The sequence below is a fragment of the Cryobacterium sp. N19 genome, from assembly GCF_002929595.1.
GTDB classification, from domain to species: Bacteria; Actinomycetota; Actinomycetes; order Actinomycetales; family Microbacteriaceae; genus Cryobacterium; species Cryobacterium flavum.
The window spans coordinates 502,291-528,944 of sequence record NZ_PJJR01000054.1 but is presented as its reverse complement, the minus strand read 5'-3'; the positions used below and the strand labels follow the sequence as shown (position 1 = coordinate 528,944).

General features: G+C 66.4%; 28 protein-coding genes. 17 read left to right on the top strand and 11 right to left on the bottom strand.

Annotation, left to right across the window (positions count from 1 at the left end):
* Window positions 1-376 (top strand): HNH endonuclease signature motif containing protein (locus CXY78_RS20545; RefSeq protein WP_140425756.1); only part of this gene is annotated, 376 nt, incomplete at its 5' end.
* Between the two features lie 176 nt (window positions 377-552).
* Complete coding sequence (locus CXY78_RS20540) at window positions 553-1,542, top strand: dihydrodipicolinate synthase family protein (RefSeq protein WP_369827375.1); 990 nt, start codon at window positions 553-555, stop codon at window positions 1,540-1,542.
* 97 nt (window positions 1,543-1,639) lie between these two features.
* Here CXY78_RS20540 and CXY78_RS20535 read toward each other — a convergent pair whose 3' ends face one another.
* Window positions 1,640-3,115 carry an MFS transporter gene (locus tag CXY78_RS20535; RefSeq protein WP_104090997.1) on the bottom strand — a complete coding sequence of 492 codons (1,476 nt, stop codon included), beginning with the start codon at window positions 3,113-3,115 and terminating at the stop codon, window positions 1,640-1,642.
* A 118-nt stretch (window positions 3,116-3,233) separates the two neighbouring features.
* Between CXY78_RS20535 and CXY78_RS20530 the strand changes: the two genes are divergently transcribed.
* The 3 genes from CXY78_RS20530 to CXY78_RS20520 all read left to right on the top strand — a co-directional run bounded on the left by CXY78_RS20530 (window position 3,234) and on the right by CXY78_RS20520 (window position 5,569).
* Window positions 3,234-3,908, top strand: a complete 675-nt coding sequence (locus tag CXY78_RS20530) for a TetR/AcrR family transcriptional regulator (protein ID WP_092339599.1) — start codon at window positions 3,234-3,236, stop codon at window positions 3,906-3,908.
* A 2-nt stretch (window positions 3,909-3,910) separates the two neighbouring features.
* Window positions 3,911-4,771, top strand: a complete 861-nt coding sequence (locus CXY78_RS20525) for a 3-methyladenine DNA glycosylase (RefSeq protein ID WP_369827374.1) — start codon at window positions 3,911-3,913, stop codon at window positions 4,769-4,771.
* Window positions 4,772-5,005: 234 nt separating this feature from the next.
* A complete protein-coding gene (locus CXY78_RS20520) occupies window positions 5,006-5,569 on the top strand; it encodes a hypothetical protein (RefSeq protein WP_104090995.1) in 564 nt (187 codons plus the stop codon).
* Between the two features lie 73 nt (window positions 5,570-5,642).
* Here CXY78_RS20520 and CXY78_RS20515 read toward each other — a convergent pair whose 3' ends face one another.
* On the bottom strand, window positions 5,643-6,044 hold the full coding sequence (locus tag CXY78_RS20515) for an ankyrin repeat domain-containing protein (protein WP_198412850.1): 402 nt from the start codon (window positions 6,042-6,044) through the stop codon (window positions 5,643-5,645).
* A 105-nt stretch (window positions 6,045-6,149) separates the two neighbouring features.
* Between CXY78_RS20515 and CXY78_RS20510 the strand changes: the two genes are divergently transcribed.
* The gene (locus CXY78_RS20510; protein ID WP_092339596.1) at window positions 6,150-6,926 is read left to right on the top strand and encodes an alpha/beta fold hydrolase; all 777 of its coding nucleotides are present in this window, start codon (window positions 6,150-6,152) and stop codon (window positions 6,924-6,926) included.
* 26 nt (window positions 6,927-6,952) lie between these two features.
* Here CXY78_RS20510 and CXY78_RS20505 read toward each other — a convergent pair whose 3' ends face one another.
* Window positions 6,953-7,384: a VOC family protein gene (locus CXY78_RS20505; RefSeq protein WP_092339595.1), complete on the bottom strand. Its 432-nt coding sequence runs from the start codon at window positions 7,382-7,384 to the stop codon at window positions 6,953-6,955.
* 244 nt (window positions 7,385-7,628) lie between these two features.
* Here CXY78_RS20505 and CXY78_RS20500 point away from each other — a divergent pair, with 244 nt between their 5' ends.
* Entirely contained in the window at window positions 7,629-9,497 is a 1,869-nt protein-coding gene (locus CXY78_RS20500; RefSeq protein WP_092339594.1) for a DEAD/DEAH box helicase, read from the top strand.
* Between the two features lie 176 nt (window positions 9,498-9,673).
* Here the strand turns inward: CXY78_RS20500 and CXY78_RS20495 are convergent, their stop codons facing one another.
* Genes CXY78_RS20495 through CXY78_RS20485 form a run of 3 tightly spaced genes read right to left on the bottom strand, consistent with a single transcriptional unit; the run spans window position 9,674 to window position 11,614 of the window.
* Entirely contained in the window at window positions 9,674-10,705 is a 1,032-nt protein-coding gene (locus tag CXY78_RS20495; RefSeq protein WP_104090993.1) for an NADPH:quinone reductase, read from the bottom strand.
* Between the two features lie 34 nt (window positions 10,706-10,739).
* On the bottom strand, window positions 10,740-10,979 hold the full coding sequence (locus CXY78_RS20490) for a hypothetical protein (RefSeq protein ID WP_174775009.1): 240 nt from the start codon (window positions 10,977-10,979) through the stop codon (window positions 10,740-10,742).
* A gap of 5 nt (window positions 10,980-10,984) precedes the next feature.
* The gene (locus CXY78_RS20485; protein ID WP_233206260.1) at window positions 10,985-11,614 is read right to left on the bottom strand and encodes a DUF1992 domain-containing protein; all 630 of its coding nucleotides are present in this window, start codon (window positions 11,612-11,614) and stop codon (window positions 10,985-10,987) included.
* Between the two features lie 227 nt (window positions 11,615-11,841).
* Between CXY78_RS20485 and CXY78_RS20480 the strand changes: the two genes are divergently transcribed.
* A complete protein-coding gene (locus CXY78_RS20480) occupies window positions 11,842-12,474 on the top strand; it encodes an ABC transporter ATP-binding protein (protein WP_104090992.1) in 633 nt (210 codons plus the stop codon).
* A 13-nt stretch (window positions 12,475-12,487) separates the two neighbouring features.
* The gene (locus CXY78_RS20475; protein WP_140425568.1) at window positions 12,488-14,011 is read left to right on the top strand and encodes a hypothetical protein; all 1,524 of its coding nucleotides are present in this window, start codon (window positions 12,488-12,490) and stop codon (window positions 14,009-14,011) included.
* Between the two features lie 168 nt (window positions 14,012-14,179).
* On the opposite strand, the gene CXY78_RS20470 is transcribed toward CXY78_RS20475, so the two are convergent.
* Together CXY78_RS20470 and CXY78_RS20465 are read right to left on the bottom strand one after the other, a co-directional pair.
* On the bottom strand, window positions 14,180-14,983 hold the full coding sequence (locus CXY78_RS20470; protein WP_104090989.1) for an ABC transporter permease: 804 nt from the start codon (window positions 14,981-14,983) through the stop codon (window positions 14,180-14,182).
* Entirely contained in the window at window positions 14,980-15,876 is an 897-nt protein-coding gene (locus CXY78_RS20465; protein WP_104090987.1) for an ABC transporter ATP-binding protein, read from the bottom strand. The genes CXY78_RS20470 and CXY78_RS20465 overlap by 4 nt, the downstream gene beginning before the upstream one ends.
* A gap of 128 nt (window positions 15,877-16,004) precedes the next feature.
* Between CXY78_RS20465 and CXY78_RS20460 the strand changes: the two genes are divergently transcribed.
* From CXY78_RS20460 to CXY78_RS20450, 3 genes are read left to right on the top strand one after another with little or no spacing between them, the layout of a single operon-like run.
* Window positions 16,005-17,264, top strand: coding sequence for a sensor histidine kinase (locus CXY78_RS20460; protein ID WP_104090985.1), 1,260 nt, complete (start codon window positions 16,005-16,007; stop codon window positions 17,262-17,264).
* Window positions 17,246-17,911 (top strand): response regulator transcription factor, encoded by a 666-nt coding sequence (locus tag CXY78_RS20455; RefSeq protein ID WP_198412851.1) that lies wholly within the window; start codon window positions 17,246-17,248, stop codon window positions 17,909-17,911. The genes CXY78_RS20460 and CXY78_RS20455 overlap by 19 nt, the downstream gene beginning before the upstream one ends.
* Window positions 17,912-17,955: 44 nt before the next feature.
* Window positions 17,956-18,594 (top strand): hypothetical protein, encoded by a 639-nt coding sequence (locus CXY78_RS20450; protein WP_104090983.1) that lies wholly within the window; start codon window positions 17,956-17,958, stop codon window positions 18,592-18,594.
* Here the strand turns inward: CXY78_RS20450 and CXY78_RS20445 are convergent.
* A complete protein-coding gene (locus CXY78_RS20445) occupies window positions 18,591-19,610 on the bottom strand; it encodes a DMT family transporter (RefSeq protein WP_104090982.1) in 1,020 nt (339 codons plus the stop codon). The genes CXY78_RS20450 and CXY78_RS20445 overlap by 4 nt on opposite strands.
* A gap of 85 nt (window positions 19,611-19,695) precedes the next feature.
* Between CXY78_RS20445 and CXY78_RS20440 the strand changes: the two genes are divergently transcribed.
* Entirely contained in the window at window positions 19,696-20,280 is a 585-nt protein-coding gene (locus CXY78_RS20440) for a CGNR zinc finger domain-containing protein (protein ID WP_092339585.1), read from the top strand.
* Here CXY78_RS20440 and CXY78_RS20435 read toward each other — a convergent pair.
* On the bottom strand, window positions 20,258-21,226 hold the full coding sequence (locus tag CXY78_RS20435) for an NAD(P)-dependent alcohol dehydrogenase (RefSeq protein ID WP_104091046.1): 969 nt from the start codon (window positions 21,224-21,226) through the stop codon (window positions 20,258-20,260). The two genes, CXY78_RS20440 and CXY78_RS20435, sit on opposite strands and share 23 nt — an antisense overlap.
* A gap of 384 nt (window positions 21,227-21,610) precedes the next feature.
* Between CXY78_RS20435 and CXY78_RS20430 the strand changes: the two genes are divergently transcribed.
* The 4 genes from CXY78_RS20430 to CXY78_RS20415 all read left to right on the top strand — a co-directional run bounded on the left by CXY78_RS20430 (window position 21,611) and on the right by CXY78_RS20415 (window position 25,375).
* A complete protein-coding gene (locus CXY78_RS20430) occupies window positions 21,611-22,096 on the top strand; it encodes a hypothetical protein (RefSeq protein WP_104090980.1) in 486 nt (161 codons plus the stop codon).
* Window positions 22,097-22,114: 18 nt separating this feature from the next.
* Window positions 22,115-22,405 carry a hypothetical protein gene (locus tag CXY78_RS20425; protein WP_104090978.1) on the top strand — a complete coding sequence of 97 codons (291 nt, stop codon included), beginning with the start codon at window positions 22,115-22,117 and terminating at the stop codon, window positions 22,403-22,405.
* A gap of 84 nt (window positions 22,406-22,489) precedes the next feature.
* The gene (locus tag CXY78_RS20420; protein WP_104090977.1) at window positions 22,490-22,978 is read left to right on the top strand and encodes an FBP domain-containing protein; all 489 of its coding nucleotides are present in this window, start codon (window positions 22,490-22,492) and stop codon (window positions 22,976-22,978) included.
* Between the two features lie 432 nt (window positions 22,979-23,410).
* Window positions 23,411-25,375, top strand: a complete 1,965-nt coding sequence (locus tag CXY78_RS20415) for an HNH endonuclease signature motif containing protein (protein WP_140425755.1) — start codon at window positions 23,411-23,413, stop codon at window positions 25,373-25,375.
* Window positions 25,376-25,534: 159 nt separating this feature from the next.
* Here CXY78_RS20415 and CXY78_RS20410 read toward each other — a convergent pair whose 3' ends face one another.
* Entirely contained in the window at window positions 25,535-26,539 is a 1,005-nt protein-coding gene (locus tag CXY78_RS20410) for a pirin family protein (protein WP_092339581.1), read from the bottom strand.
* Window positions 26,540-26,654: the final 115 nt, after the last annotated feature.

Here is a 26,654-nt window from a genome sequence, read left to right as displayed (position 1 = left end):
ACCCGTGCTGTTCGGCCAGAACGGCACGATCCTGCACCTCGGCACCAGCAACCGGTGCTTCAGCGCCAGTCAACGCCGAGCGTTGGCCGCCCGAGATGGCGGCTGCGTCATCCCCGGCTGCACCGTGCCACCCCACCTGGCACAGGCTCATCACGTCGTCCCCTGGCAGAAAGGCGGCCTGACCGATATCGACAACGCCGTGCTGCTCTGCAACGCCGCCCATTCGAGCATCGAATCCTCCGGCTGGGACATCGACATGCGAGACGGCCGACCCTGGGTACGCGGCCCGCTCCTGTTCGACCCCACCCAAACCTGGCGCCCCGCCGGACAAAACCGTGCCGCCATCCCCGCCGAGAAACCCAACTGGAACAAATAAGCCCGAACGGCCCAAGGCACCCAGCACCCGGAGCTCGGCACCCGGAACCCGGCACCCGGAATGGCTGGGCGGCGCAGACAGCCACCGCAAGGACTATGGCGGGCTCGACAGGCTCGACCAGCGGCGCCGTCGCGACCGGAAGACTGATCACGCCCCACTCAGCGCGGCCTCCATCAGTGGATTGGCCCTACATTGCGGAACGAGCGGCCAATCCGATCTCGCAACGTACGGGAGGATGGTCAGAGCGCCGCAAGGCGCGCACACCGACGAAGGGGCACACTCTGTTCACTGGACTCAGCGCATTTCCCCTCACCCCGATCGACGAAAAGGGCATCGATAAGCGGGCGTTCGTCGGTTTGGTTACCCGGCTGGCAGATGCCGGCGTCGACTCGATCGGTGCGCTCGGCTCCACCGGCGGGTACGCCTACCTCAGCCGTGAACAGCGGGCCTGGGCCGCACGCACTGCCGTCGAGGCGGCCGGGACGACCCCGGTCATCGTGGGAATCGGCGCACTCCGCACCCGCGACGTGCTCAACCTCGCAGCGGATGCCCAGAGCGCCGGCGCCGCGGCGGTACTGCTGGCGCCGATGACCTATCAGCCGTTGACCGACGATGAGGTGTTCGGACTCTACGAGGCCGTCACAGCAGAAATATCCGTTCCGCTCGTCGTCTACGACAACCCCGGCACCACCCACGTCACGTTCAGTGACGAGTTGCACGGTCGTATTGCCGTGCTTCCCAAAATCGGCTCGATCAAGATTCCGGGGATCGCCGTCGAAGAGGCCCCTGGGAGAATCGCCGTGCTCCGCGCCGTGATTCCCGCGCATGTCACGATCGGCGTCTCCGGGGACTGGCTCGCGGCCGGCGGACTGCTCGGCGGTGCCGATGCCTGGTACAGCGTGCTCGCCGGCCTGTTTCCCGAGACCGTACTCGCCATCACGCGTGCCGCGCAAACTGGAAGCAGTGCGGCGGCCGTCGCTGCCTCCGACCGACTCGAACCGCTGTGGGCGCTTTTTCAACGCTACGGCAGCCTGCGGGTCGTGTCGGCAGCGGCGGAATCGCTAGGTCTCGTGAATTCGCCCAACCTGCCGCTGCCCCTGCTCGGACTCGACCATGCCGCCCGGCGCGAACTCGAGGCGGCGCTGGTCGTGCTTGGCCTGAATTAGCGCAGACCCAGGCGAGGTCTGCACGGCCGAGGCCGGGCATCCGCTCTCGACGCGGGTAGCGGGCAGCTTCGAGGCTGGGCATTTCAGTGGCGCATTCTCAGTGGCGCAGCGAGATGCCGTGCCCGATGCGGCGAAACAGCAAGGCAGCCACGATGGCGCCGACGATGAAGAACGACGCACCCCACCAGTAGGCGACCGCGTAGCTCTGCACGGCGGCCTGGGCGGCGACTGCTGCCGTCGCGGGCAGGTGGGCGGCGACATAGTTGGTGGCCGCGGTGGCCGCGAGGGTGTTGAGCAGCGCGGTGCCGATGGATCCACCGACCTGCTGGCTGGTGTTGACCATGGCCGAGGCGACGCCGGCGAACTGGCCGTCGACACCGAGCGTGGCGGTCTGCATCGAGGCGGGCATGATCGTTCCCATGGCGAGTCCGAGAATCATCAGTGGCGGCAGCACGTCGAGCACGTAGACGCTGTTCAGGTCGAGATGCGTGAGGTAGATCATGCCGATCGCGCCGAGGCTCATGCCGATCGGCACCAGAATTTTGGGTCCGAATCGGGGTACAAAAATGTTGGTCGACAGTTGCGCGGCCAGCACGAGCATGGCGATCATCGGCAAAAAGGACACGCCGGTCTGCATCGGCGAGTACTGCAAGGACGTCTGCAGGTAGTAGGTCACGAAGAGGAAGATGCCGAACATGCCCGCTCCGGCGATGAGAATCGAGATGTACGCGGCTGCGCGGTTGCGGTCCAGCACGATGGCCAACGGCAGAAGCGGATGCGCCGCCTTGCGTTGCCAGAGCACGAAAGCGACCAGTAGAACCCCGGCCGCTGACAGGGTTCCCCAGGTAAGGATCGAGTCCCAGCCGTCGGTCTCCGCGTTGGAGAATCCGTAGACCAGTCCGAACAGAGCACCGGAGACGAGCAACGTGCCGGGGATGTCGAGCTTGGGGCGAGGGCCCGTGCGCGTGGCGTGGCTGACGAAGATGGCCGCGCCGACGATGGCGATCACGGCGATGACGACGTTGATGCAGAGGTTCCAGCGCCAGTCGAAGTTTTCGGTGAGGTACCCGCCGAGGAGCAGGCCCACGGCACCGCCGGCGCCGGCGATCGCGCCGAACACACCGAAGGCACGGGCGCGTTCCTTGGGAATCGTGAAGGTCGTCGTCAGCACCGCGAGGGCGGTCGGGGCGAGCAGTGCGCCGAATGCTCCCTGCAGGGCGCGGGCTCCGACCAGCATGCCGAAGCTGTCGGCCGCTCCGCCCAGCGCCGACGCGACGGCGAATCCGATCAGACCGATGATGAAGGTGCGTTTGCGGCCGATCAGGTCGGAGAGGCGACCGCCGAGCAGCAGCAGACTACCGAAGGCGAGGGAGTAGGCAGTGACGATCCATTGGCGGTCGCCGTTGGAGAAGCCGAGGTCGGCCTGGGCCGACGGTAGGGCGATGTTGACGACGGTGGAATCGAGTACGACCATGAGCTGGGCGAGCCCGACCACACAGAGGGTCCACCAGCGGCGGGAGGTGGGTGGTGCGGCGACGATTTCGGGCGACGCGACGGAGGAAGTCTGTGACATGTCGGACACTCTATACGAAACTGAGTAGTTCCGGATCTTAACAGTTCCTGAATATGCGATAATTTACGAGAATGAAACACCGGGCACGAAACACCAAGCATAGTGAAGGGGGCCAGCGATGACGCGCGATGCGAGCCCGCTCGAGGAAACCGTCGAGGAGGCCCCGAAACTGGGGCGCAAACGCGACCACACCCGCGACCCCGACATTCTCGACGCTGCCCTCGAAGTGCTCGCCGAAACCGGCTACGACGGAATGACCATGGAAATGGTGGCCGCCCGGGCCAAGGCGGGCAAAGCCACGCTCTACCGTCGCTGGCCGTCCAAGGGCGAACTCGTCATCGACGCCGTCGCCTGCATGAAACGCGGCGACTTCGATCGCGACCACCTGCCAGACACCGGCACTCTACGCGGCGACCTCGTGGCCATGATCAAGCCGCACGCCATCGAAGATGGCGCCCGCAAGATGCGCATCATGGCCGGACTCATGTCGATGATCTCCCGCAACCCCGAGCTCGCCGAGGTGGCGCGGGCGGCGATCGTGGAGCCGCGGGCATCCGCTAATCGCATTCTGCTGCAGCGCGCCATTGACCGTGGCGAGATTTCGGAGCACTCCGACATCGATAGCCTCGCCATGCTCAGCCAGTCCATGGCCATCTACCGCGTGCTGGTGCTGCAGAAACCGGTCAATCGCGACTTCTTCATTCAGCTGATCGACGGCGTTGTGCTGCCCGCGGTCGGCCTGGGCCGCCCACTCGCCACGGTTGACGGCGGGGCGGGTGCAACGGACACGTGACAGTGACAGTGAACACGGAGACTCGCGTGCTCGGGGCCACCAAGTGGCGAAGCCTCGAGCAGGACCACGAACACCGCGCCGACGCGCTCACTCGGGCCAGGCGCGAGCGCGCGGCGACCGGTCAGACGCATCCGGTCGACGATTTTCTGTTCACCTACTACCCGTTTCGTCCCGGCCTGCTGCGCCGTTGGCATCCCGGTGCCGGCGTGCTGCTGCAGGACGCCGCTGACGACCCCCGCGCCAGCTGGAAGTGGTATCGCACGATAGGCACCGCCAGCCAGGTGGATGCTGCGGCCTTCTCCGAAAAGAACGAGCGCGTCATCCGTTTCATCGGAAATCTCCTCACGGCCACCCGGCAACAACCGGCCCACTTCGGCTGTTTCGGCCTGCACGAGTGGGCGATGGTCTACCGCCAGGGCGAACACCGGCACGTCGCGCCGCTGCGCCTCGGCCAGAGCGACACCGATGCCGTCGTCGCCGAAAGCCGCATAGCGTGCAGCCATTTTGACGCTTTTCGATTCTTCACTCCCGCAGCCCTGCCGCTCAATCGGCTGCAGCCGACCCGTGAGAACCAGCCGGCGATGGAGCAGCCCGGCTGCCTGCACGCCGGAATGGACATCTATAAGTGGGTAATCAAGCTCGGGCCCCTGGTTCCCGGTGAAGTTTTGCTTGACTCCTTCGAACTCGCGCGCGACATTCGCCGGCTCGATATGGAGGCCTCCCCCTACGACCTGAGCAACTGGGGCTATGCGCCGGTCGAAGTCGAGACCCCCGAGGGCAAAGCCGAGTATGTGCGCCGCCAGCGCGGTTTCACCGAGCGCAGCAATCTGCTGCGCGACCGGGTCGTGAGCCTTCTCGCCTAAAATTGCTCGCGATTGCTCGGTTGCCAGCTTCTTTTCAGGTTTTGCCTCCGCGACGAGCGGATGCCCCTCGCCGCGGCGATCCTGGCGGGTCACGGCGAGTGCGCGCCCAGCTCAGAGCGGTCGGCGGCACCCATTTGGGGCATGCCGACCAAACCACATTGGCCGGGGCTCCGGACCATCTGTGCGGCCCGAAAAGACCTCGAGGCCGGAACAGAACAACGAATTGGAGCTCTCATGAACGCGATCACGAAGCACACGAACATTCGCAAGATCACCGCGCTGGGCGTCACCGGCGCCGCGGCATCCGCTCTTATCATTGGTGGCTTCGTCGCCCCAGCCCAGGCGTTCGACGGCGACAGCACGAGCACCACGACGAGTACCAGCACCTCCACGGACAGCTCTTCGAAGCAGAACCGCCTCGACCTCATCGGCGACCTGTTCAACCTCTCCGGCAACGACTCGACCGGCAACGGCGTGCTCGGCAACGATACCTCGCTCGGTGGCGTGGCCAACGGCGGTCTGGTGAACGGCGGAGTCGTCAACGGCCCGCTCGTTTCAGACTCGCTCAACGGTGACGTCGCCTCGGGCAACGAGGTCGGCAACGGCGCGTCCGTCGGCAACGGCAACGACGTGGTCGCACCGATCGAAGCCCCCATCACCGCACCGATTGACGCCGGCAACGGCACCGATGTCGACGGAGTCGACGTCGAAGATGTCAACAGCGGCGACATCAACAGCTCGGTCGACTCGATCGTCAACGATGTTCTCGGTGGCCTCGGCCTCGGACTCGGCCGCTAACCAACCCACCAGCAGCCAGGGCGTCTCCCCCTCGGGAGGCGCCCTTTTTGTGTGCGGTCGGTCGCGCGGGCAGTCAGTCGCGCGGGTACGACTCGATGATCTCGCGCATGCGGGGCAGGCCGAACTGGTCGGCGATGGCCACCCCGCTGTGCGTGCCAAGGCGGGGGTCGGCATCCGCTTCGAGCAACAGCCGCAGAATGGCTTCGTTACCCCGAAAGACCGCACACGAGATCGCGGTCTGACCCATGGCGTTCACAACGGATGCGTCCGCCCCGCGCCGAAGCAGCTCACCGACGGTCTCGGGGTGCTGCTGGTAGGCCGCGACGATGAGCAGGGTGTCGCCCCGCGGGTTGAGAACGTTGAGGCCGACTCCGGCGTCGATCATTTCGCTCAGCGGACCGGTCTGGCCGTCGCGGGCGAGGTTGAAAACGCCCTCGATGACCTCGGGGCTGAGCCCGGATGTGTTCTCGTTCACTGCACTGCTCTCGCTCGTTTACCGTTGGCCCAGCGTAACCGGCGCGGGGCGGTGGTGAGCGATTGTGGTGAACAACGACCGCAGCATCCGTGGTGAGATAGGGGGATGTTGCACCGAACCGCGCCCGAGCACCGTTTTGTTCCGTCCCTGGACGGCGTGCAGCTGGCCACCTATGAGCTCGGAGATCCCGAGAATCCGACCGTTTTCGTCGTGCACGGCTTCGCGTCGAGCGCGATCGCGAACTGGCACGCCACCGGCTGGACTCGCGACCTCACCCGCGCCGGCTTTCACGTGATCGGCATCGACCAGCGTGGCCATGGCGCAAGCGACAAGCCGCACTCCCCCGACGCATACACGATGGAGCTGCTGGTCGGCGACGTCGAGGCCGTACTCGACGCCTACCTGCTCACCGAGGTGCGCTACGTCGGCTACTCCCTCGGCGCCCGCGTCGGCTGGCAGGCCGCCCGCGAAATGGGTGGCCGCATCACGCAGGCGGTGCTCGGCGGCATTCCCGACGGCGATCCGCTGAAACGTTTTCAGATAGCGGATGCCCGCGCCCACCTCGAGCACGGCACCGAAGTAACCGATCGCCTCACCGGCATCTTCCTCGAGATGGCAAAGGCCCAGCCGGGCAATGACCTCGCGGCGCTGGTTGCCTTGGTCGAAGGAATGCGTGGCGGGCCGCAGCCCGGACCGACCAACGCGCCGAACCAACCGGTGTTGTTCGCGACCGGAAGTGAGGACAGCATTCTCGATGCATCCAGGGCGTTGGCCGAGGCCACACCGAACGGTGGCTTCTTCGAGGTTCCCGGCCGCAACCACTTCAACGCGCCCACGTCACGGCCGTTCCGCGAGGCTGCGATCGAGTTTCTGAAGGCTTAGCTTCTGAAGGCTTAGCTTCTGAAGGATTAGCCGAGCGACACGGTTCCGTCATCGTCGACGTGCCAGCCGGGGTTGTGCGCAATCTCCCAGATGACGCCGTTCGGGTCGGCGACGTGGCCGTGAAAGATGCCGCCGAAGGCGCCGTCCTGGGCGGGCTTCAGCACGGTTCCGCCGGCGGCTTTCATGGCGGCAATCGTTGCAGTGACGTCGTCCCGGCTTTTGAGGTTGTGCGAGAGGGTGATGCCGGTCGCACCGGTGGTTGTGTGTTCGCGTTGTAAGTCTTCGTCGAACTTCCGAGCGTTGAACAGGCCGAGCATGAGGCCGGGACCAACCTGGAAGAAGGCGATCTCACCGGGAACGTCCACCAGCGGAGTCCAGCCCAGGCCGTCACGATAAAACGTGCGAACCGCCTCGAGGTCGCTGGTGGCCAGGGTGATGAAATTTACGCGTTGTTCCATGCATCAAGTCTTACAGCCCGGCCTGAGCGTGGGTCAATTGTCTGCATGGCGCTCGTGGCACTGGTTTGAGAGTTTGGCACTGGTTCAAACAGGGGCGAACCTCTCAAACACGTGCCGCGAGCGGGGGCGGACTCAGGTCGACCAGCGCACTGAGTAAGCGGATGCCGCGGCTGCCGGCATCCGCTTTCCCGGTCGCCGGACGAGCCTTTACGCCGCGGACGAACTCTTCGACTACCGTTGTACTATGACCGCACCAGACACCGCAGCGCAGAACGAGGCAGAAACTGCCACTGCAACCAAGACATTTGCCGATCTCGGACTCAATGACGCCATGCTCAAGGCGCTTAAAATCGTCGGCTACGAAACCCCCTCGGCCATTCAGGCCGCCACTATTCCCCCGCTGCTGGAGGGCCGCGACGTCGTCGGACTCGCCCAGACCGGTACCGGAAAGACGGCCGCGTTCGCGCTGCCGATTCTGAACCGTCTCGACCTGTCGCAGAAGAACCCGCAGGCCCTCGTACTCGCGCCCACCCGCGAGCTCGCCCTGCAGGTTTGTGAGGCCTTCGAGAAGTACGCTGCCCACATGCGCGGCGTGCACGTGCTGCCGGTCTACGGCGGACAGGGTTACGGTCAGCAGCTGTCGGCCCTGCGTCGCGGCGTGCACATCGTCGTCGGTACTCCCGGCCGCATCATGGATCACCTGGCCAAGGGCACCCTTGACCTCACGGAGCTGAAGTTTTTGGTGCTCGATGAGGCCGACGAGATGCTGAACATGGGCTTCGTCGAGGACATCGAGACGATTCTGGCCGACACCCCGGACGACAAGCAGGTCGCCCTCTTCTCGGCCACGATGCCGGCGCAGATTCGCCGCATCTCCAAGAAGTACCTGCACGATCCCGAAGAGATCACGGTCAAGAACAAGACCACGACCAGCGCCAACACCACCCAGCGCTACCTGATGGTGTCGTACCCGCAGAAGCTCGACGCGCTCACCCGCATTCTCGAAGTCGAGAACTTCGAGGGCATGATCATCTTCGCCCGCACCAAGAACGAGACCGAGCTTCTCGCCGAGAAGCTGCGCGCCCGCGGCTATTCGGCCATGGCGATCAACGGCGACGTGCAGCAGGTGCAGCGCGAACGCACCATCAACCAGCTCAAGAGCGGCAAGCTCGACATTCTCGTCGCAACGGATGTCGCTGCTCGCGGCCTCGACGTGGAGCGCATCAGCCACGTCGTCAACTACGACATCCCGATCGACACCGAGTCGTACGTGCACCGCATCGGCCGCACCGGCCGGGCCGGCCGCTCGGGAGCCGCGATCAGCTTCGTCACCCCGCGCGAGCGTCGCCTGCTCACCGCGATCGAGAAGGCCACCCGGCAGCCGCTCACCCAAATGCAGCTGCCGAGCGTCGAGGACGTCAACGTGACGCGCCTGACCCGTTTCGACGATGCCATCACCGCGGCATTGGATGAGACCGATCGCATCAGCAAGTTCCGCGATATTATCGCGCACTATGTCTCCCACCACGATGTGCCAGAGGTCGACGTGGCCGCTGCTCTGGCCGTGGTGTCGCAGGGCGAGACTCCCCTGCTGCTGTCCGCCGAGGATGTTCGCGCCCAGCAGCGCATCGAACGCGACGAGCGCGTTGAGCGCTCGGAGCAGCGCGGCGACCGCCCGGAGCGTGGCGGCCGATCCGACCGCCCCGATCGTTTCAATCGCGATGACCGTGGCGGCAGCCGCGACGACCGCGGTAGCTACGGCACCCGCGACGACCGTCCGGTTCGCAGCGAACGCCCGGTGCGCTCCAGTGGCAAGCCGATGGCGCAGTATCGCATCGAGGTCGGCAAGCGTCACAAGGTGGAGCCGCGTCAGATCGTCGGCGCCCTCGCCAACGAGGGTGGCCTGAGCCGCGACGACTTCGGGCACATCAAGATTCTGCCGGAGTTCTCGCTGGTCGAGCTGCCCGCTGACCTGTCGGGCGACGTGTTCTCCAAGCTGGAGAACACCCGCATCAGCGGCAAGCTCATCGAGCTGCGGGCCGACAAGGGCGGCGCTTCACGCTCCGCCGAGCAGAATGATCGCCCGCCGCGCGCCCCGCGCCGCGAGTACTAGAACCCTCGATCGCCTGAAACGCACCCTCGTCGTTCGCGACGAGGGTGCGTTTCAGTTATGTCTCGGCCATCTCGGGGGCTAATTGAGGAAGAACGCACCTCGGGCATCCTTGGTGACCAAAAACACGCGGCACCCGTTCGACACCCGGCAGGATCTCCTGATTTGGCCACCGCGGGTCAGCTCGCCGAAACGTCGATGAGTACCTTGCCAGTGGCGCCGCTCTCGACGAGGGCGTGGGCATCGGCTGTCTGCGCCAGGTCGAAGCGGTGCAGTGGGAGTCCGGCATCCGCTCCAATGGGCAGCGCGCCGTCGACGAGTGCTTCATGGATGGCCGCTGCGGCCTGCTGCACGACTTCGATGCCGACCGTGTAAAGCAGCAGAAACTGGTAGCGCACGTTGAGGCTGAAGTGTTTGCGCACGTCGAGGGTCATCAGATCGCCGCCGTTGTTGGCGTAGACGGCGATGGAGCCGCGGTTGCGAATAACCTTAAGGTTGAGGTCGGAGTTCTGGGCGGGGGCTACCTCGACGATGAGGTCGACTCCATCGGGTGCGATGGCTCGAATTTCAGCGGCGACATCGGAGTCGGTGTACGTGACGACGTGGTGGACGCCGGCGGCTTTCGCGAGGGCCGCTTTGACCGGCCCGCTCACCGTCGTGATCACCGTCGCTCCGGCCCAGCGAGCGAGTTGGATGGCGGCGTGACCGACGGCACCGGCGCCGCCCGCGACGAGCACGATCTTGCCGTCGAGCGCGCCCGGATGCAGGCGCCGCGGCCCGTCCTCGGCCACGGTAAGGGCGCGGTAGGCGGTGACGGCCGGCACTCCGAGGCTGGCGCCCTGGTCGAAACTGGCCGCGGCGGGCAGCAGAAACACACGTTCTGCGGGGACTACCGCGTATTCCTGGGCGGTGCCGCTGTTGGCCCGCTGGTAGGCGGCGAGCGCGAGCCAGACGCGATCACCGACGGCCACGTTCGAGACTCCGGCTCCGACGGCGTCGACGAGTCCCGAGCCGTCCTGATTCGGCACCACGTCGGGAAAAGCCAGAGATTCTCCCGGTTGTGAGCCGCGCCGCGACTTCCAGTCGGTCGGGTTCACACCACTCACCATGATGCGCACGCGCACTTCGCTGGCTCCGGGTTCGGTCACCATTCGATCGACAAGGTGGAGCACGGACGGGTCACCGGTTTCGCTGTACACAATTGTCTTCATGGCAAACCCAACGCCTGCTGCGCCAATTTGTTCCCTACGGTTTCGTGCGTTCGCTCGTGGCCTCGAGATTAGTGCGAATGGTCGTCATGGTGCCGGTGAATGCCTGGTCGATATCAATGTCGAGCTTGTCCGCTAGTACGAAGGTCCACCAGAGTGATTCAGCGAGCTTGTGCTTGAGTTCAGCGGTCGCGTCTCCGTCGATCGGCCAGGTTCCGTCGTGGACGAGCAGCAACCGGCCGACGTAGCCGACGTCATTGGTGTAGCCGATGGCCATTTCGTTCAGCGGCGGCGAGCGCGGCGGCGTTCCCGCCAGGTCAGGGCGGCGAGCAATGCGGCCTCACTCTCCCGCTGCTGCCGGGCCGCGTCGCTCCGGGCGGCCCGGCGCTCCCGCCACAGCGCGACGTGTTCGGCCACGTCCCGGGTGGGCGTGACCACGGGCGGCCCACCCTGCAGCTGCCGGCGTGCCGACACCACCCGGCTGTTGAAATCCCTGAGAATCTCGGTGACCGCAGCCTCAGACTGCGCACTGTCCAGCCGCGCGTCGAGCTCGGCGTTCTCGGTGCGCAGGGTGAGGGCCGGCGGCCCGAGCCCGGTGATCTTCTCGCTCTCGACCTTCTGCCGAATCCACCAGTCCGGGTCATACCCACGCTCGAGGTTCGCGAGCGGCTTGCCCGCACCCGGCAGGTTGTCGAACTCACCGCGACGAATGGCCTGCTGAATAGCCATTTCCACGTACTGTGCGCGAGCTTCCATCATGGATTGCCCGGCAGTGTTCGGCTCGGGGTCATTGTCGGTCGGCGCGGGCGTGTCTGCCGGATCGGGCGGAAGCATCCGCTTGAGTTGGTATCGAGCCACGCTCAGTCGGGCGTCGGTGGGTGCCCCGTCGTTACGCTCCTTCTTGCCGGTCATGGCTGCCAGCCTAGATCGAGGTGGTCTCCGAGTCGACCCGGAACGCTGTTGCAGAGGCCAATCCGGCTGCCTCAGATCGCTCAGGGGGCCGTTGTTGGCATCTCACCCGCGACAAGTCAGGAAACGCCCCATGACTGGCTCCAGCGGCACTGCGAGCAATTTCGTCAGCGGATGCCGCGGCGTTCCGAACGCGCGCGGCCGCCAGCGGGTGCGAGAGGATAAGAGTTGTGTCCCACCTCGAAGCCCATGCCGTTTCCGTTTCGATCGACTCGGAGATGCTGCTCGCGCCGGTGTCGTTCGCTGTGCCGCCGGGCACGGCGCTTGCCGTTCGGGGGGCGAACGGTTCGGGCAAGACCACACTGCTGCGCCTCCTCAGCGGGCATCTGCGACCAACGACCGGCACGGCGCTACTCGATGGCCGTCCCGTCGATGAACGCAGCCGCACCGCTCGGCGCGGGATCTCGGCCCGCATCGGCCTCCCGGCCTTCGCACGCGAGCTGACCATGCACGAACAGCTGCGCTTCATCGCCACTACCTGGGGCCGCACCGGCTCCACCGCAACGGATGCCGCGGACGCTACCATGCGAGCTCTCGGCATCTTCGAACTGCGCAACCGGTTCGTGAACGAGCTCTCCTCCGGGCAGACCCAGTTGCTGGCGGTGGCCACGGCCCTCGTTCGGCCCTTCGACGTGCTCATCCTCGACGAACCGGAGCAACGCCTGGATGCGCACCGCCGGGATCTCGTTGCGGCGGCGGTGCGCCGAGAAATCGACCGTGGCGCATCCGTTGTGATCGCCAGTCACAGCGCAGAGCTGGTGGCCTCCATCGCTGACGCGACCGTGACGCTGGGGCAACCGTGACGCTCGGGCAACCGTGAAGCCGACGCTCAGGTCGGCGCGATCGGTGCTGGCCGAACGCCGGGCCGCTACGCCCAGCGACACCGTTTACCTGATTTACGTCTCGGCGCTCGTCACCGCCCTCATCGCGGCTCCGGCCGTGGTGGCGATCGTGCGCGGCCTGGCCCAGCCCCAGGTTGTGGCGGCGCTCAGCTCTCCGGGCAGCGCCCGGATCGTGGGAATGATTGCGGCGCTGCTCGCCGCGGGTGCGCTGCTGCTCGGTCGCACCCGCGGTCCCGTGGTGCCGAGTCCGTTCCTCACGGAGTTTCTGGTCGGCAGCGACCTCCCCCGCAGTGCTACTGTGCTCCGCCCTTTTCTGGCGAGCGGGGCCGTGCTCGCGTGTTCGGTCGTTGCAGCGGTGGGTCTCGTGGTCGCGGCGCGGGTGGTCGGCGGCGCGGCGGCATCCGTTTCGGCGGTGCTGGTCGTGCTGGGCTGTCTCGGATTCTCCGGCCTGCTCGCCGGGCTCTGGCTGGTAGGGCAAAGCCTGCCGCGGCGTTTCACGGTCGGCCTCGCCTTCGTCGTCACGGTGACCGGCGCAACGGTGACTGTTGACGGCACACTTCCGTTCACGCCGTGGGGCTGGATCGCCCTGCTCTGGCAGGGCCTTGGGGAGCCGACCGTCTGGTGGCCGGCGCTAGCCCTCGCCCTGTCGTCGCTCGCGCTCCTGGGCGTGCCCGCGCTGCTGGGCAACCTGCGCGCAGACGAGATGATGGCGCAATCGCGGCGCTGGCAGTCCATCTCAGCATTGGTGCAGACCGGCGACGTCGCCGGGGCCTCTGGAGCGCTGCGCGACCCACCGACTCGCGGTCGACGCCGGCGGATGCCCCTGACCGGACCGTTGCTGGTGGCGATCGTGCAGCGCGATCTCATTGCTGCCGGGCGGTTCCCGGTGCGCATCGCTCTCGGTTCGATGGCTCTCGTCGGTGCCGGCTGGCTCACCGCCGTAACGTCGACGATGCCAGAGGGCATCGCCTGGATCACGGCGCTCGCCGGGGTATCGCTGGCCTACCTGGGAGTGGGCGTCTGGTGCGACGGCCTGCGAAACGCCGCCGACAACGCGACTCCGGGGTCGCTGTATGGGCGCAGCGCCCTCAGCATGATCGGTTCTCACGCGGTTGTCCCCGTTCTCGCCGCCATCACCTTCGGCTCACTGGGGGCAATGGGCGATAACAATAATGTTGCCTGGTGGATGCTGCTGGCCGCCTTCATCGTGCTCGTGCGCGTTCTGGACTGCGCCAAAGGTCCGATGCCGATCGGTCTGCTCCTGCCCATCCCGACCCCGGTGGGCGACGTGTCGATTCTCAACGCGATCGCGTGGCAAGCGGATGCTCTGCTCATCGTTCTCATCGTCGCCGGCGGTCTGACTGTGCAGGTCGGTGCGGCCGGGCCCGGGGCGGCCGGGCTCGAAGCTACCGGGCTGGGAGCTGCCCTCTGGCTGGCCGTCGCCGGGGCGCTCGTGGCAGCGCTCGCGCTGCGGCGCATCCGCGCCCTCGGGCGGTGAGCGCACTCCCGGTCTTTCAGTCCCGGTCTTTCACCCATGGGGCCGTTGTCGTCGTCTCGCAGATGCAGCGCGACTCCCATGGGGCCGTTGTTGTCGTCTCGCGCGCGAGATGCCAACAAACGCCCCATGTCCTGCCTCCCACCCCGCCGGCGGTAGCAGCGACGTGCGCTAGGCCACGTCGCGGCGCGCCGTGCGCCAGAGCCCCACGAGAAGCGGCAGTCCCACCCAGACCGCGACCGAAGTAGCCAGCTGCGCCCATCCCGTCGCGCTCACTTCTGCCCCCAACATGATCGGCAGGAGCGTGACGTTCAGGTCGAGCCAGCGGGCCGGCTCCGCCAGACCGGAAATGAACAGGGTGAGAATGGTCCACACCGTCGGCAGCGCGAGATAAGCCACGATGGCAATGGGCGTGCTCAACAGTGCCAGGCCGAACGCGACTCCCTGTGCGACCAGGATCAGCAGGGCCAGCGCGGCACCGCCGAGCACTGGCCAGTCCATCGCCCACGAGCCGTCGCCCCCGCGGAAGACGATACCGATGACGTTCATCAGCGCACCGGCCACGAGGGTCAGTGACATCACGATCAGCCCGAGCACACCAGCGGATGCCAGCTTTGCGAGGTTCACCCGCGTTCGCCGCGGCTCGAGCGCGAAGGACGTGAGAGCAGTGCGCTGAGACCATTCGCTCGTCGCCGCCATCACGCCGATGAGCGGCAACAGCACGAGTTGCCCCATGGACGCCGCGTTCGTCAGGTTCGCCCAGGTGAGTTCCGCGGGCGGGGCCGTGGTCAGGGTCAGGACGATGAGGCCGGTGTTGACCAGCCCGATCACGATCAGCAGCCAGAGCCCGGCCCGGGTGTCAATCTGCTTACGCAATTCCACCAGGCAGAGTCGGGCGAACGGGATGCCGTGCTCCTCGACGCTTTGTCGAACGGCGGGCTCCAGGCGCTGGGCGGGTGCGGTCAGGGTACTCATGCTGCGACTTCGTCTCGCCCATGCTGGGCGGTCATGTCAAAGAACAGTTCTTCCAGCCCGAAGGCTTCGGCGGGCCGCAGGTCGATCAGCACGATGCCGCCGGCCAGCGCGATCCGCCCGACGTCCACGACGGATGCCCCGGTCGACACCCCGTCGCTCGTCGCGTCCGCCGCATGGCCGGCCGCGATCAGCTCAGCCAGCAGTCCGTCGTTGTCGAGGCTCTGCACCCGGGTTCCGGGCACCGCCAGCAGCTGGTCCGCGCTGCCCTGGGCCAAAATGCGCCCGTTACCGATGATCACGAGGTCGTCGGCCATTGCCTCGACCTCGTGCAGCAGGTGAGACGACAGCAAAACCGTGCCACCGGCATCCGCAAAGGAACGCAGCAGGCCGCGCATCCAGCGGATGCCGGCCGGATCCAGCCCGTTGGCCGGCTCGTCCAGAATCAGCACCTGCGGGTCGCCGAGCAGGGCGTGCGCGAGCCCGAGCCGCTGGCGCATGCCGAGGGAGTAGGTGCGGGTGCGGGCATCCGCTTCACGCGCGGTCAGCCCGACGTGGTCGACGATCTGCCGTACGCGGCCGGCCGGCAATCCCATGAGCTGTGCCGAGACCGAGAGCATTTCCCGGCCGGTGCGTCCGCCGTGCTGGGCACTCGCGTCGAGCAGCACGCCCACCTGGTGGCCGGGGTTACGTAACTCTCGAAACGGATGCCCGAGCACGAGACTTCGCCCCGTGCTGGGGGCGGTGAGCGCGCACAGCATGCGCATCACGGTGGATTTACCGGCCCCGTTCGGGCCGAGGAAACCGGTGACCCGGCCGGGGCGGCAGTTGAAGGAGACGTCGTCGACGGCCAGCCGGGAGCCGTAGCGCTTGGTGAGGTGTTCTGCGTTGATCATGCCTCCATGGTTGCGGCGCGGACAGCCGGGCGGATCGACCCGGGGTCTCGATCGTCTCCCCCATTAGTCGCAGGCGGACGAGACGCGGGGTGGAGGCGGGTGGGAACGCTCCCCCATACGCTGGGACAATGATCCCCTGGCCTGCTCCCACCGTTGTGGAATCGAGCGGCCGCGGGCACCCGTCCGGTTTGCGACCCTGGTCGCGTATCTGGCGGTACCTCGTGACGGCTATAACGGCCCTGCTGTTTCTACTCTTGGTCTTCGCCGATTACACCGGTGAGTTCTCGGATAGCGCAGCGTCAGAATCGGTCCTTGGCGGTCTCATCTTCCTCGACCTTCTGCTCGGCGTCGTCGCCCTCACCCTGCTGCCGCTGCGTCGTCGCCACCCGTTCGTGATCGCCTCCGTGACAGCCGCGCTCTCGGCCCTGTCGGCGTCAGCGCTCGCAGCGGCCATCTGGGCTGCCATCTCAATGAGCACCCGGCGTCGCTGGGGCGGGACTGTGGTGGTCGGCGCGATCTGGTGCCTCGCCACCGGAATCTACGAGGTGATCGTGCGAGCGCGGGTCGCCGATCTTGCGGTCTACCCGGTGCCCTGGGCATCCGGTCTGATCGCGATCGCGATCTACGCCGTCTGCGTCGCCACCGGCTTCTACATCGGAGCGCGCCGGGACCTGCTAATCAGTCTGCGCGAGCGTGCCGAGAACGCCGAACGCGAGCAGGCCCTGCGCGACGAGTCGGCCCGGGGCACCGAGCGCACCCGCATCGCCCGCGAAATGCACGACGTACTGGCCCACCGCATCTCCCTCGTCGCCCTGCACGCCGGCGCACTCACCTATCGCACCGATCTCACCCGGGACGAGACGGCGCAGGCCGCCGGCATTATCCAGGACAACGCCCACCTCGCCCTGACCGAGCTGCGACAGGTACTCGGCGTGCTGCGCGGCGGGCAGACTGGCGACGGCACGGCCGAACCCGCGCAGCCCACACTCGCCGACTTGCCAAAGCTCATAGCCGAGGCGCGTGAGGCCGGCACCGCGATCACTCTCCAGACGACGGATACCTCCGTCGCGGCCTGGTCAGACGCCGCCGCCGGGCCGTCGAAGACAGTCTCCCGCACCGCCTATCGCATCGTGCAGGAAGCGCTCACCAACGCCCGCAAGCACGCGACCGGCCAGCCGGTCACCCTCTGGATCGAGCACTCCGGCGACCTGCTCCACCTCGACGTGCGCAATCCGATCGATCCCCGAGCACGCGCCGCCAGCCCGCCCGGAAGCGGCGTCGGCCTGATTGGCCTGCAGGAGCGCGCCGACCTCGTCGGTGGCCGCATCCGCCACGGCATCGAACCCAATGGCACCTTTCTTCTGCAAGCATGGCTGCCATGGACCTGAGCGTGCGAGTAGTGCTCGTTGACGACGACGCCCTGGTGCGCACCGGTCTGCGCCTCATTCTGGGCGGAGACCCGGCGATCGAGATCGTCGGGGAGGCCAGCGACGGCCACGCCGCGCTCGAACTGATCGGCCGGGAGACCCCCGATGTCGTCCTCATGGACATCCGCATGCCGCTTCTGGACGGACTGGCGGCCACCCGCGCGCTGCAGAAACGCGGCGACCCCGCCAGGGTGATCGTGCTGACCACCTTCGACACCGACGAAATGGTGCTCACCGCCCTGCGGCACGGTGCCGCAGGTTTTCTCCTCAAGGACACCCCGCCGGCCGAGCTCGTCGCAGCGGTGCGCCGGGTCGTCCACGGAGAGCCGATGCTGTCGCCGAGCGTCACCGCTCAGCTCATCGCGACCGTGATCCGTGCCCCGGATGACCGGCAGCAGCGTGCTCAGACCGTGCTCGGCCAACTGACCGAACGCGAAACCGAGGTGGCGATCGCGATCGGGCGCGGGCTTTCGAATGCGGAGATCGCCGCCGAACTGTTCATGGGCGTCGCCACGGTCAAGACGCATGTCGGGCACCTGTTCACGAAACTCGACGCCGCCAACCGGGTGCACATCGCCCGCTGCGTTCACGATGCCGGCCTGGTCTGACGCTCGCCGCCCGAGCACAGGGCGGTGCCTGGTACGTTGCAGGCATGAGCGAATCCACCGCGCCGACTCCAGAGCCGCTGCCTGCAGGCTGGCTGCGACTGGACCGGGCCGGTTGGTGGGGCACCTTCGCGGTAACCCCGCTGAACGGCATCATGCTCGGCATCGTGCCGATCAATCTCGGAACCACGACCGCTCGAAGTTTCGATATCTCGATCTGGTGGGGTTTCCTGATGGCCCTCGGAGCCATCGTGCCGGTGTTCCTGGTGCTCTACCTGGTGCAGCGACTGCGCTACCCGCAGGCCTGGGTGAGCTTCGACAGGAACGAACTGCGGGCCGGCCGCCGAGTCGTGCCGCTGGCTGACATCGTGTGGGCCCGACTCGAAATGTTCGACCGAAAGCGCGCCCACACCCGCATGCTCACGCTGCGGTTCGGCGCGGAGGGCGGGCCACGGGCATCCGTTCGCCTGCGCGGTCGCACCGCACAGACGCTGCCGACCGCGGTGACAGACATCGTTGCGGAGATCATCCGCCGGTCGTCGATTGCCGTTCCGCAGACCCCCAATGACCCCACCGGGCGCTTTGCCCGCTACAACTATCCCGGTTCGCTCGGCCGTGCTGACGCCCTCGAGGTCGTGCTGAACCCACCGACCATCGACGATCCGGCCCCGGTGCTGATCGCCTAAGCGGATGCGTCGGCTTTCGCCGCATCGGAGGCGGCGGCCTCGTCGCTATGCGCGTCCCCGTGCGCGTGCGGCAGTTCCGGCTCGTCGGGCGGCAGCGCCTCGGCGGCCAGTTCGACGCGCTCCTCCCCCACGGCTGCGATGCCTCCCAGAATCAGGACCCCACCGAGCAGTTGCAGCGGCGTCAGCACTTCGCCCAGCAGCAGCCAGGCGAAGAGCGACGCGAAGATAACCTCGAGCAGGCCCACAAACGAGGCGAGCCTCGACCCGAGAATTCCCGCCGCCGTGATGCCGGCCGCATAGGCGATCGCGGTACTGATAGTCGCCAGGGCGAGCAGCGGCACCCACCACGGCACGACCGTGCCGAGCAGGGACAGGTCACGAAGCGATGCGGTGAACGGGAGCAGGCCGGTCAGGCCGAGCAAACCCAGCACACCACCCCCGACCAGCAGCCCGAACGCCGCCAGCGCGATCGGCGGCAAGCCTTGGGCAGGGCGGGCGGCCACCACGAAGAACACGGCGCAGGCGATGGCCGCGCCGAAGGCGAACAGCACTCCCACCGGATCGACGGCCCGAATGGCGCCGGGCCCGATCACGAGGAGCAGCCCGCCTACGGCGAGAGTCGAGCCGAGCAAAACCGTGCGGCGCGGCATCCGTTTGGTCGTCACCCAGACAAAGCCGACCAGAATTAGCGGTGCGAGAAATTCAATGAGCAGCGCGGTCGTGACCGGAATGGTCTGCAGCGCGGCAAAATAGGCCAGTTGCGTGCACGCAACACCGACGATGCCCATTCCGAGCACCCGCCAGCGGCCCAGCCACAGGGCAGCCCAACGCCCGCGCAGCGAATACAGCGCGAGCGGCAGCAGCACGAGCCCGGCGGTCAACGCGCGGGCTGTCACGGCCGCCGTCGGTGACCAGCCGGCCTCGAGCATCGGCTTGACCAGAGCGCCTGATGTTCCAAACGAGATGGCGGCAAGGGCGGCGACGATCAGGCCTCCCGGCAGGGACGAGATCTTCATGCTTCTCCTTCGGACGACACGGGCCCGTCATGGTCTAAACTGGCCTACGCCACTGACAGTAGAACCGATTTGTTAAGGAGTCAACTTGCATTTTGCCCCTGACACTGAGGAGGCTCTCGAATTCGTGGTGCTTCTGGGCGACACCGATCCGGGCGCTTCGCGCAGTGGCCGTGACGAACTCGAAACGGTCGCCGACCTCGCCGCGCTGCTCGCGCCGATTCCGTTCACCGGCCGCATCGACGGCAACGATGCCGAACTGCTCGACGTGCGGCAGACCCGCGCGCTGCTTCGCCGGGTCTGGACCCTCGACCGCGATGATGCGGTCACCGAGGTCAACCGCATCCTGCGCGAGGCCAGGGCCCTCCCCCAGCTCGCCCGCCACGACGTGTCGGACTGGCACCTGCACGCGACGGTGCCCGAGGCACCCCTCGGCGAGCGGATGCGCGTGGAGGCTGCCCTGGCACTGATCGACGTGATTCGCAGCGACGAAATGCGGCGCCTGCGAATCTGCGAAGCGGATGACTGCACCGGCCTGGTTCTCGACCTCTCCCGCAATGGGTCTAAGCGTTTCTGCAGCGTGCGCTGCGGTAACCGCATGAACATGATCGCATTCCGCGAGCGTCAGGCCGTCGGAACTACTGCTGCGGTCACTCCTCGCGCATGCGAATGACGACGTTACCGATCTTTTGGCCGGCCGCCACGTACTCGTAGGCTTCACGAATCTGCTCGAGCGGGTAGCTTCGATCGATCACCGGCCGAAATTCACCCGAGGCGACCAGCCCCTGCAGAAATAGGGCGTCCTCGCGCGTGTCCCGGGGAATGGGAAACAGCACTCGCTTCCGGCGCAGCAGGGGCGTTGTGAGCGCCAGAACCGGGTTCTGCCACAGGGTGCCGAGCTCCGACGAAACATAGATTCCGCCCGGAACGAGAAGGCTCCGGCACCGTCCGAAGGAGCTCTTGCCGACAGCATCGAGCACAACGTTGAATTCATTGTCGAGGCCGGTGAAGTCCTCTCTGCGGTAATCCACGACTCGTTCGGCGCCGAGCGATTCCACGAGGGCCAGATGGGCGGTGGCACAGACCGCGGTGACACGGGCGCCGAGTTGCACCAGAAGTTGCACGGCGGCCGACCCGATACCTCCCGTACCGCTGTTGACCAGCACATTCTGCCCGGCCGCGACCCGTGCCGCGCGAATCATGTTGAGCGCGTAGTGGGCGCCCTCGATGATCGGCGCTGCCTGCTCATACGATGTCCCGGCCGGGATCTCGGCAACGAGCCCGGTCTCGGCGATGGTCAGATACTCGGCATGGCCGCCGAATTTCACGCCGTTGTAGCCGAACACCCGCTGGCCGACTGCGAATGCGCTGACGCCGGTACCGACGCCCATGATCTCGCCGGCGAATTCGCAGCCCAGAATCGTCGCCCTGGGCGCTCGCAGTCCGCTGAACAGCCGCACCACGAGGGGTTTGCCGCTGAGAAACCCGCAGTCCGTGCGATTGACCGTGCTGGCAAAGACCCGCACGAGCAGGTCTCCTGCATTCGGCACCGGAGGCGACGCCTCCTCGACGTGCACGAAGCTCGGGGGTCCGTAATGGCGGTACACGGCGGCTTTCATGCGGCACAGCGTACTCTCGAACGACAAATCGCTCTCGATCGACCGCGGGAGCGACGCCGGCACATCCATTAAGGACAAGATTCCGTTAGTCTTTTAATTGCTTTCAGAAGGAATTACGCGAATCTCGCCGATAACCAATAGCGAATTCCCGTGCCAATCCTTGACCCATTCGCGGGTTAGGCCTAACGTGATATGCGAATACATAGCTAGGTGAATAGGGTACGTGAAACATTGGGGGGTTCAATCGTGATTGGATTAGCTAAAGGGCGCGCTGTCCGACCAGTCTGGGCATGGCTGGCACTGGCACTGGCCCTGGTAGCAATACTGGGCTTTACGTCGTCTCCCGCAGCACAAGCTTTACCGCCGGGGCCACCGTCGCACACTTTGCCTCCCCCCGGGGATGGAACGGCACACAACGACGCGCTCGGGAGCCAATTCGACGAGCAGCTCAATCTGACCCTGCAGTACATGCGCACGGCCGCAGACGAGTCCACGTACTTCGACATGGCTGCTGCAGAAGAAGCCGGGGCATCCGCTGCCACTCGTGAGATCGGTAGCCTGATCAATCAGCTCGCGGTCTCGCAACGCGGAGCGGGCGAGAACCAAATGACCACCATGCTGAGCGTTCCGATCTGGGGCAATTGGTGCGGTCCGGGCCACGGTGGCGGTAACGCTGTCGACGTGCTCGACTCCATCTGCCAGACCCATGACTATTGCTACGCTGCACGCGGCTATTTCGCTTGCTCGTGTGACCGCCAAATTGTTCTCGACATTCGCAATAACATTTATCGTATGACGTCCGGAGAGCGTGTTATGGCCGCTGCCGTCAGCACCTACTTCACCTATTGTCTGTGTAATCCGTTCGCTTAAGACGGGAGAATCCGCATTATGTCCACCGCCCAAACATCCGGCCGCAATTCGAATGAGACCAACCGGCCCGTTGTCACCTGGTCGCTCATGGTTTTGGCGCTCATCGTCGTGGCACTCATACCGGACTGGACCGAATCGGGAGCCAACAGACCCCTCTGGCTTTTTGTGGTTCCCATCATTTTGGGCCTGGGCGGTGCGGTGTTCGCGGTACGCAACCGTCACTTCTGGTGGGCCATCGTTTCCGCCGTCTGGGGTTTCGCCCTGATCCAATGCCTGATCCTCGTCGCCACGCTGGTCAGCGGCCCTTGACTCGCGTCACCGCTGCACGCGTGGCGACCGCAAGCGTAGTCTGGACAAACTGCCCAAACGCGCACCCGACAGACAAGGCTTCACATGCTCCCGCTCACCGAAACGGATATCCGGGCCGCGTTCATCAACGCTTCCTTGAGTGAGCGCAAGGCGGTGACCCTGCCGTCGAACCTGGCAACGCTCGCCTGGGACAAGCTCGACTATCTCGGCTGGCGTGACCCCAAGGCTCCCGGCATCGGCTACATCATCGCCCTGCTCGATGACGACCCGGTCGGGCTACTGCTGCGCGAGCGCAAGGGAAAGATGACTACGCGACCGCAGTGCTCGTGGTGCAATGACGTGCAGCTGCCCAACGACGTCGCGTTCTTCAGTACCAAACGCGCGGGGCAGGCCGGGCGAAACGGCGACACCATCGGCATTCTGGCCTGTGCCAATTTCGAGTGTTCGGTGAACGTTCGCAAGCTTCCCTCTGTCGCCTACATCGGCTTCGACGTTGAGGCCGCACGGCAGCAGCGCATCGAAGCGCTGGGCGAGCACGTGCGCAACTTTCTGCAGGACGTGCGCGACGGCTAGTGAGGTGCGGAGTCCTCCGAGCTGACAGTGAGCTTGTCGTGCTGGCCGGGTATGAGTGCAGGCTGAGCCGAGTCGTCGGAGTTCCGGCGGGTTGGCCACGAGTCAACTCAGCAAAGTCGACCGCCGCGGTCGAACATCGCACTCGGGCATCGGCGACGCGGAACGGCAGCAATGCTGATGGGCGGTGACGTGGGACATCCGCGAACTTTCGGTACGTATTTGTGACGAGAAATCGCTCATTACTTCTACACCACCACGTCGGAACTAAATCGCTGCGGCGATGAAATACGAGCTGCTATCAAGTCTTGTGCCTTAGCAGTGGTACCAGCGTCGATAAATTCGGATCAGGCGGTCAAATTTAGTGCTGAGAATTTTTCTGAGTTTCTCTCACTTTAGTGTTCGATTTGCGGTAGAATGGGTGTCAAGGAGGCAATGGCGCCCATGTTCATGGAAAACCCGAGCGAGGCCAGTTCGAACCCCGTCATTGCCGCGGTGGAGCAGGCTCGGGATGCGTTGCTGGCGGCGTTGAGCGGGGTGTCCTTCGGGCTGCTCGGTGATGAAGAATCGCTGAGCATGCTGCTCGCGATCGAGAGCGTGGGCCGGGTCGTCGACGGTGCCCGGGTGCTCTCCACGTCCGATGTGCTGCGCCGCTCCGAATACTTCGATGCCGCCGCTGCAAAAAGCGCCGCCGAGACTGCGGTTGCCCAGGCGTCGTCTGCCCAGAGTGCCGACCGGAGTGCCGACCGGAGTGCAGCTGAGAGCGATGCTGAAGCGCAGGCCGTGGCACCGGACTCCGTGGCACCGGACTCCGTGGCACCGGAGGGTGCTGCGGCCACTCCGAGCGTGGCGCGTGCGGCGGCGTCTCTGGCTGCGCCGACGCTGGCCCGGCGGCTCGGCTGCCGCAGCGGCGTCGAGCTGGTCTGCACCCTCGCCCGCCTCTCTCGCAANAGCGGCGTCGAGCTGGTCTGCACCCTCGCCCGCCTCTCTCGCAACGAAGTACGTCAGCGGGCCGTGCTCGGTGAGAAGGCTGGGCAGCGGATGCTGCTCGGCCGCCCGCTGGCCCCCACCTACCCGGTGCTCGGAGAGGCCCTGCAGGGCGGGGAGCTCGGCCTGGAACAGGCCCGGGTGATCGTGCAGGTGCTCGACGGCCTGCGCTCCTCCGTGCTGGTGGAGGACCTCGACCGGGTCGAACGCTCTCTGGTGGCCAGCGGCTCCGGGGCGATCACCCCCGAAACCGAGGGGCTCCCCGGTGCCGGCATCGCGTTCGCGCCGGAGTTGCTGCGGCAACAGGGCATCCAGTGGAAAGCACGCCTCGCCCCCGACGGCAGCGCGCCCGGCGAGGCCCCGACCGAACGGCGCAGCTGGCTCACCTTCGGCACCCTCAATAACGGCGGCTACAGCCTCAACGGCTGGTTCACCACCCTCGACCGCGCCATCATGAGCAACGTTTTCGATGCGTACCTGTCCGCCGCCGCGGCCAACCCGGTCCCCGGCGCCGACGGCGCCGCGACCCGGGCGTCCGGCACGGCCCGAGTCTCCGACGCCCCTCCACGTGCCCGGGTCGCGTTCCGTGAGACCGACCTCGCCCACGCAGACGACAACGAAGCGGCACAAGAAGCAACCAGCGAGGCGCGGAACGCCACCGCGGCGGGCCAAGCCACCGAAATTGGCCAGGCGGGCGAGGCGGGTGCGAAAATGGAGGCCAGCGACACGCTCGACGCCGACCCACCCGACCCGCTCAGCCCCGACAGGATCAGTCCCGACCTACTCAGTCCGTGCCCGCAGCAACCCGACGACACCCGCTCCCGCAACGAAAAACAAGCCAGCATCCTCCGCGCCGTGTTCGAAGCCGCAGCCCGGCAGCCGGGCACCCCTACCATGGGCGGCGCCGCCCCCACCGTGCTCGTACACATCAACATCAACGACCTCCTCGACGGCCGCGGCGCCGGCTGGATCGACGGCATCGACGGCCCCCTCACCCCCGGCCAGGTCGACGAACTCATCTGCGCCGGCGGCTACCAACCCGTGCTGTTCGGCCAGAACGGCACGATCCTGCACCTCGGCACCAGCAACCGGTGCTTCAGCGCCAGTCAACGCCGAGCATTGGCCGCCCGAGATGGCGGCTGCGCCATCCCCGGCTGCACCGTGCCACCCCACCTGGCACAGGCTCATCACGTCGTCCCCTGGCAGAAAGGCGGCCTGACCGATATCGACAACGCAGTCCTTCTTTGCAACGCCAGCCACTCCAGCATCGACACCTCCGGCTGGGACATCGACATGCGAGACGGCCGACCCTGGGTACGCGGACCCCTCCTGTTCGACCCCACCCAAACCTGGCGCCCCGCCGGACAAAACCGCGCCGCCATCCCCGCCGAGAAACCCAACTGGAACAAGTAACGCCGGCGTCGAGACCGCACCCGGATGAGCGCAACCAGATCAGCGCAACCAGATCAATGCAGGCATGCGAGGTTTCCCCTCCGCAGGACCGTGCGTCCACTCACAGGGCCCGGGCTGCGGCATCCGCTTCTAGCATGGTGGTATTGGGGGCCGATCCGGCTAGCCGCGCGGGCGCAGACGCACCGTGGGAAGAGGCGGGGCAGGAATCGGGTCGGGTTGTCCGGCGGGAAAACTGCCAAAGCGCGGCTCGGCGGCCCCACCACAATCAGCACCGGCGACCGCAGAGTCGGCAGCCCTGATCTCCGTCTGCCATTGGGCGCGGTAGGCGACGATCTCCTCGTGGCTGCGACCCACGAAGTTCCACCACATCAGAATCTGTTCGCCCAGGGGCGCGCCGCCAATGAGCAGAACGCGCACGGGCTCGGCGCCAGCGACCAGCGTCAGTGTCGACCGACCGACGCCGGCGTACGCGAGGTGGTCCTTCGCTACCGGGATGCCGTCGACGGTGAGCTCTCCCTCATCAACGAGTACACCGTGTTCGAATGTCGGGTCGGTCTGCAGGGTGAGGCGGGCATCCGCTTGCAGCAGGATCTCGGCCCCGAGCAGCGGAGTGTGCGTGACGACCGGCGAGGTGCTGCCACCCAGCGAGCCGAGGAATACCCGCATGGTCCAGCCCTCGCCGTGCGCGGGTTCGGGGCGAAAATGCTCGAGGGTGGGCTCCATCTGGCGGGCGCCCTTGGGCAGCGCCACCCACAATTGGGCACCGTGCAGAACGGTGGTGTCGGGGGTGGAGAACTCGGAGTGGCTGATCCCGCGGCCGGCCGTCATCAGATTGAGTTCTCCGGGGCGAACGATTGCGTGAAAGCCGGCCGAATCGCGATGCTCGATTTCTCCGGTGAACAACCAGCTGACGGTCTGCAAGCCGGTATGCGGATGCCGCGGCACGCGCATTCCACCCATCTCGCTGACCCGATCGGGACCGTAATGGTCGAGAAAACACCACGCGCCGATCAGGGAACGTTGGCGCTGGGGAAGGGTGCGCCGCACGTTCATGGCGCGCAGCCCGCCGAGGGGAACGTCGCGTGGTGCCAGGATCTCGACGCTGCCACTGGGGGCGGCGGACTCGCACAGCATCTCGTCGGGATCGGCCTCTGGATTGCTCACGAGGTCAGCCTAATCGAGCAGGCATCGCCTCAGAAGTCGCGCCAAACCTGGGCGGGCGCCGGTTCCGCAACCGGGCGCACGATCGAGCATGCCCCCAGCTACCCAGCCTGCGCCC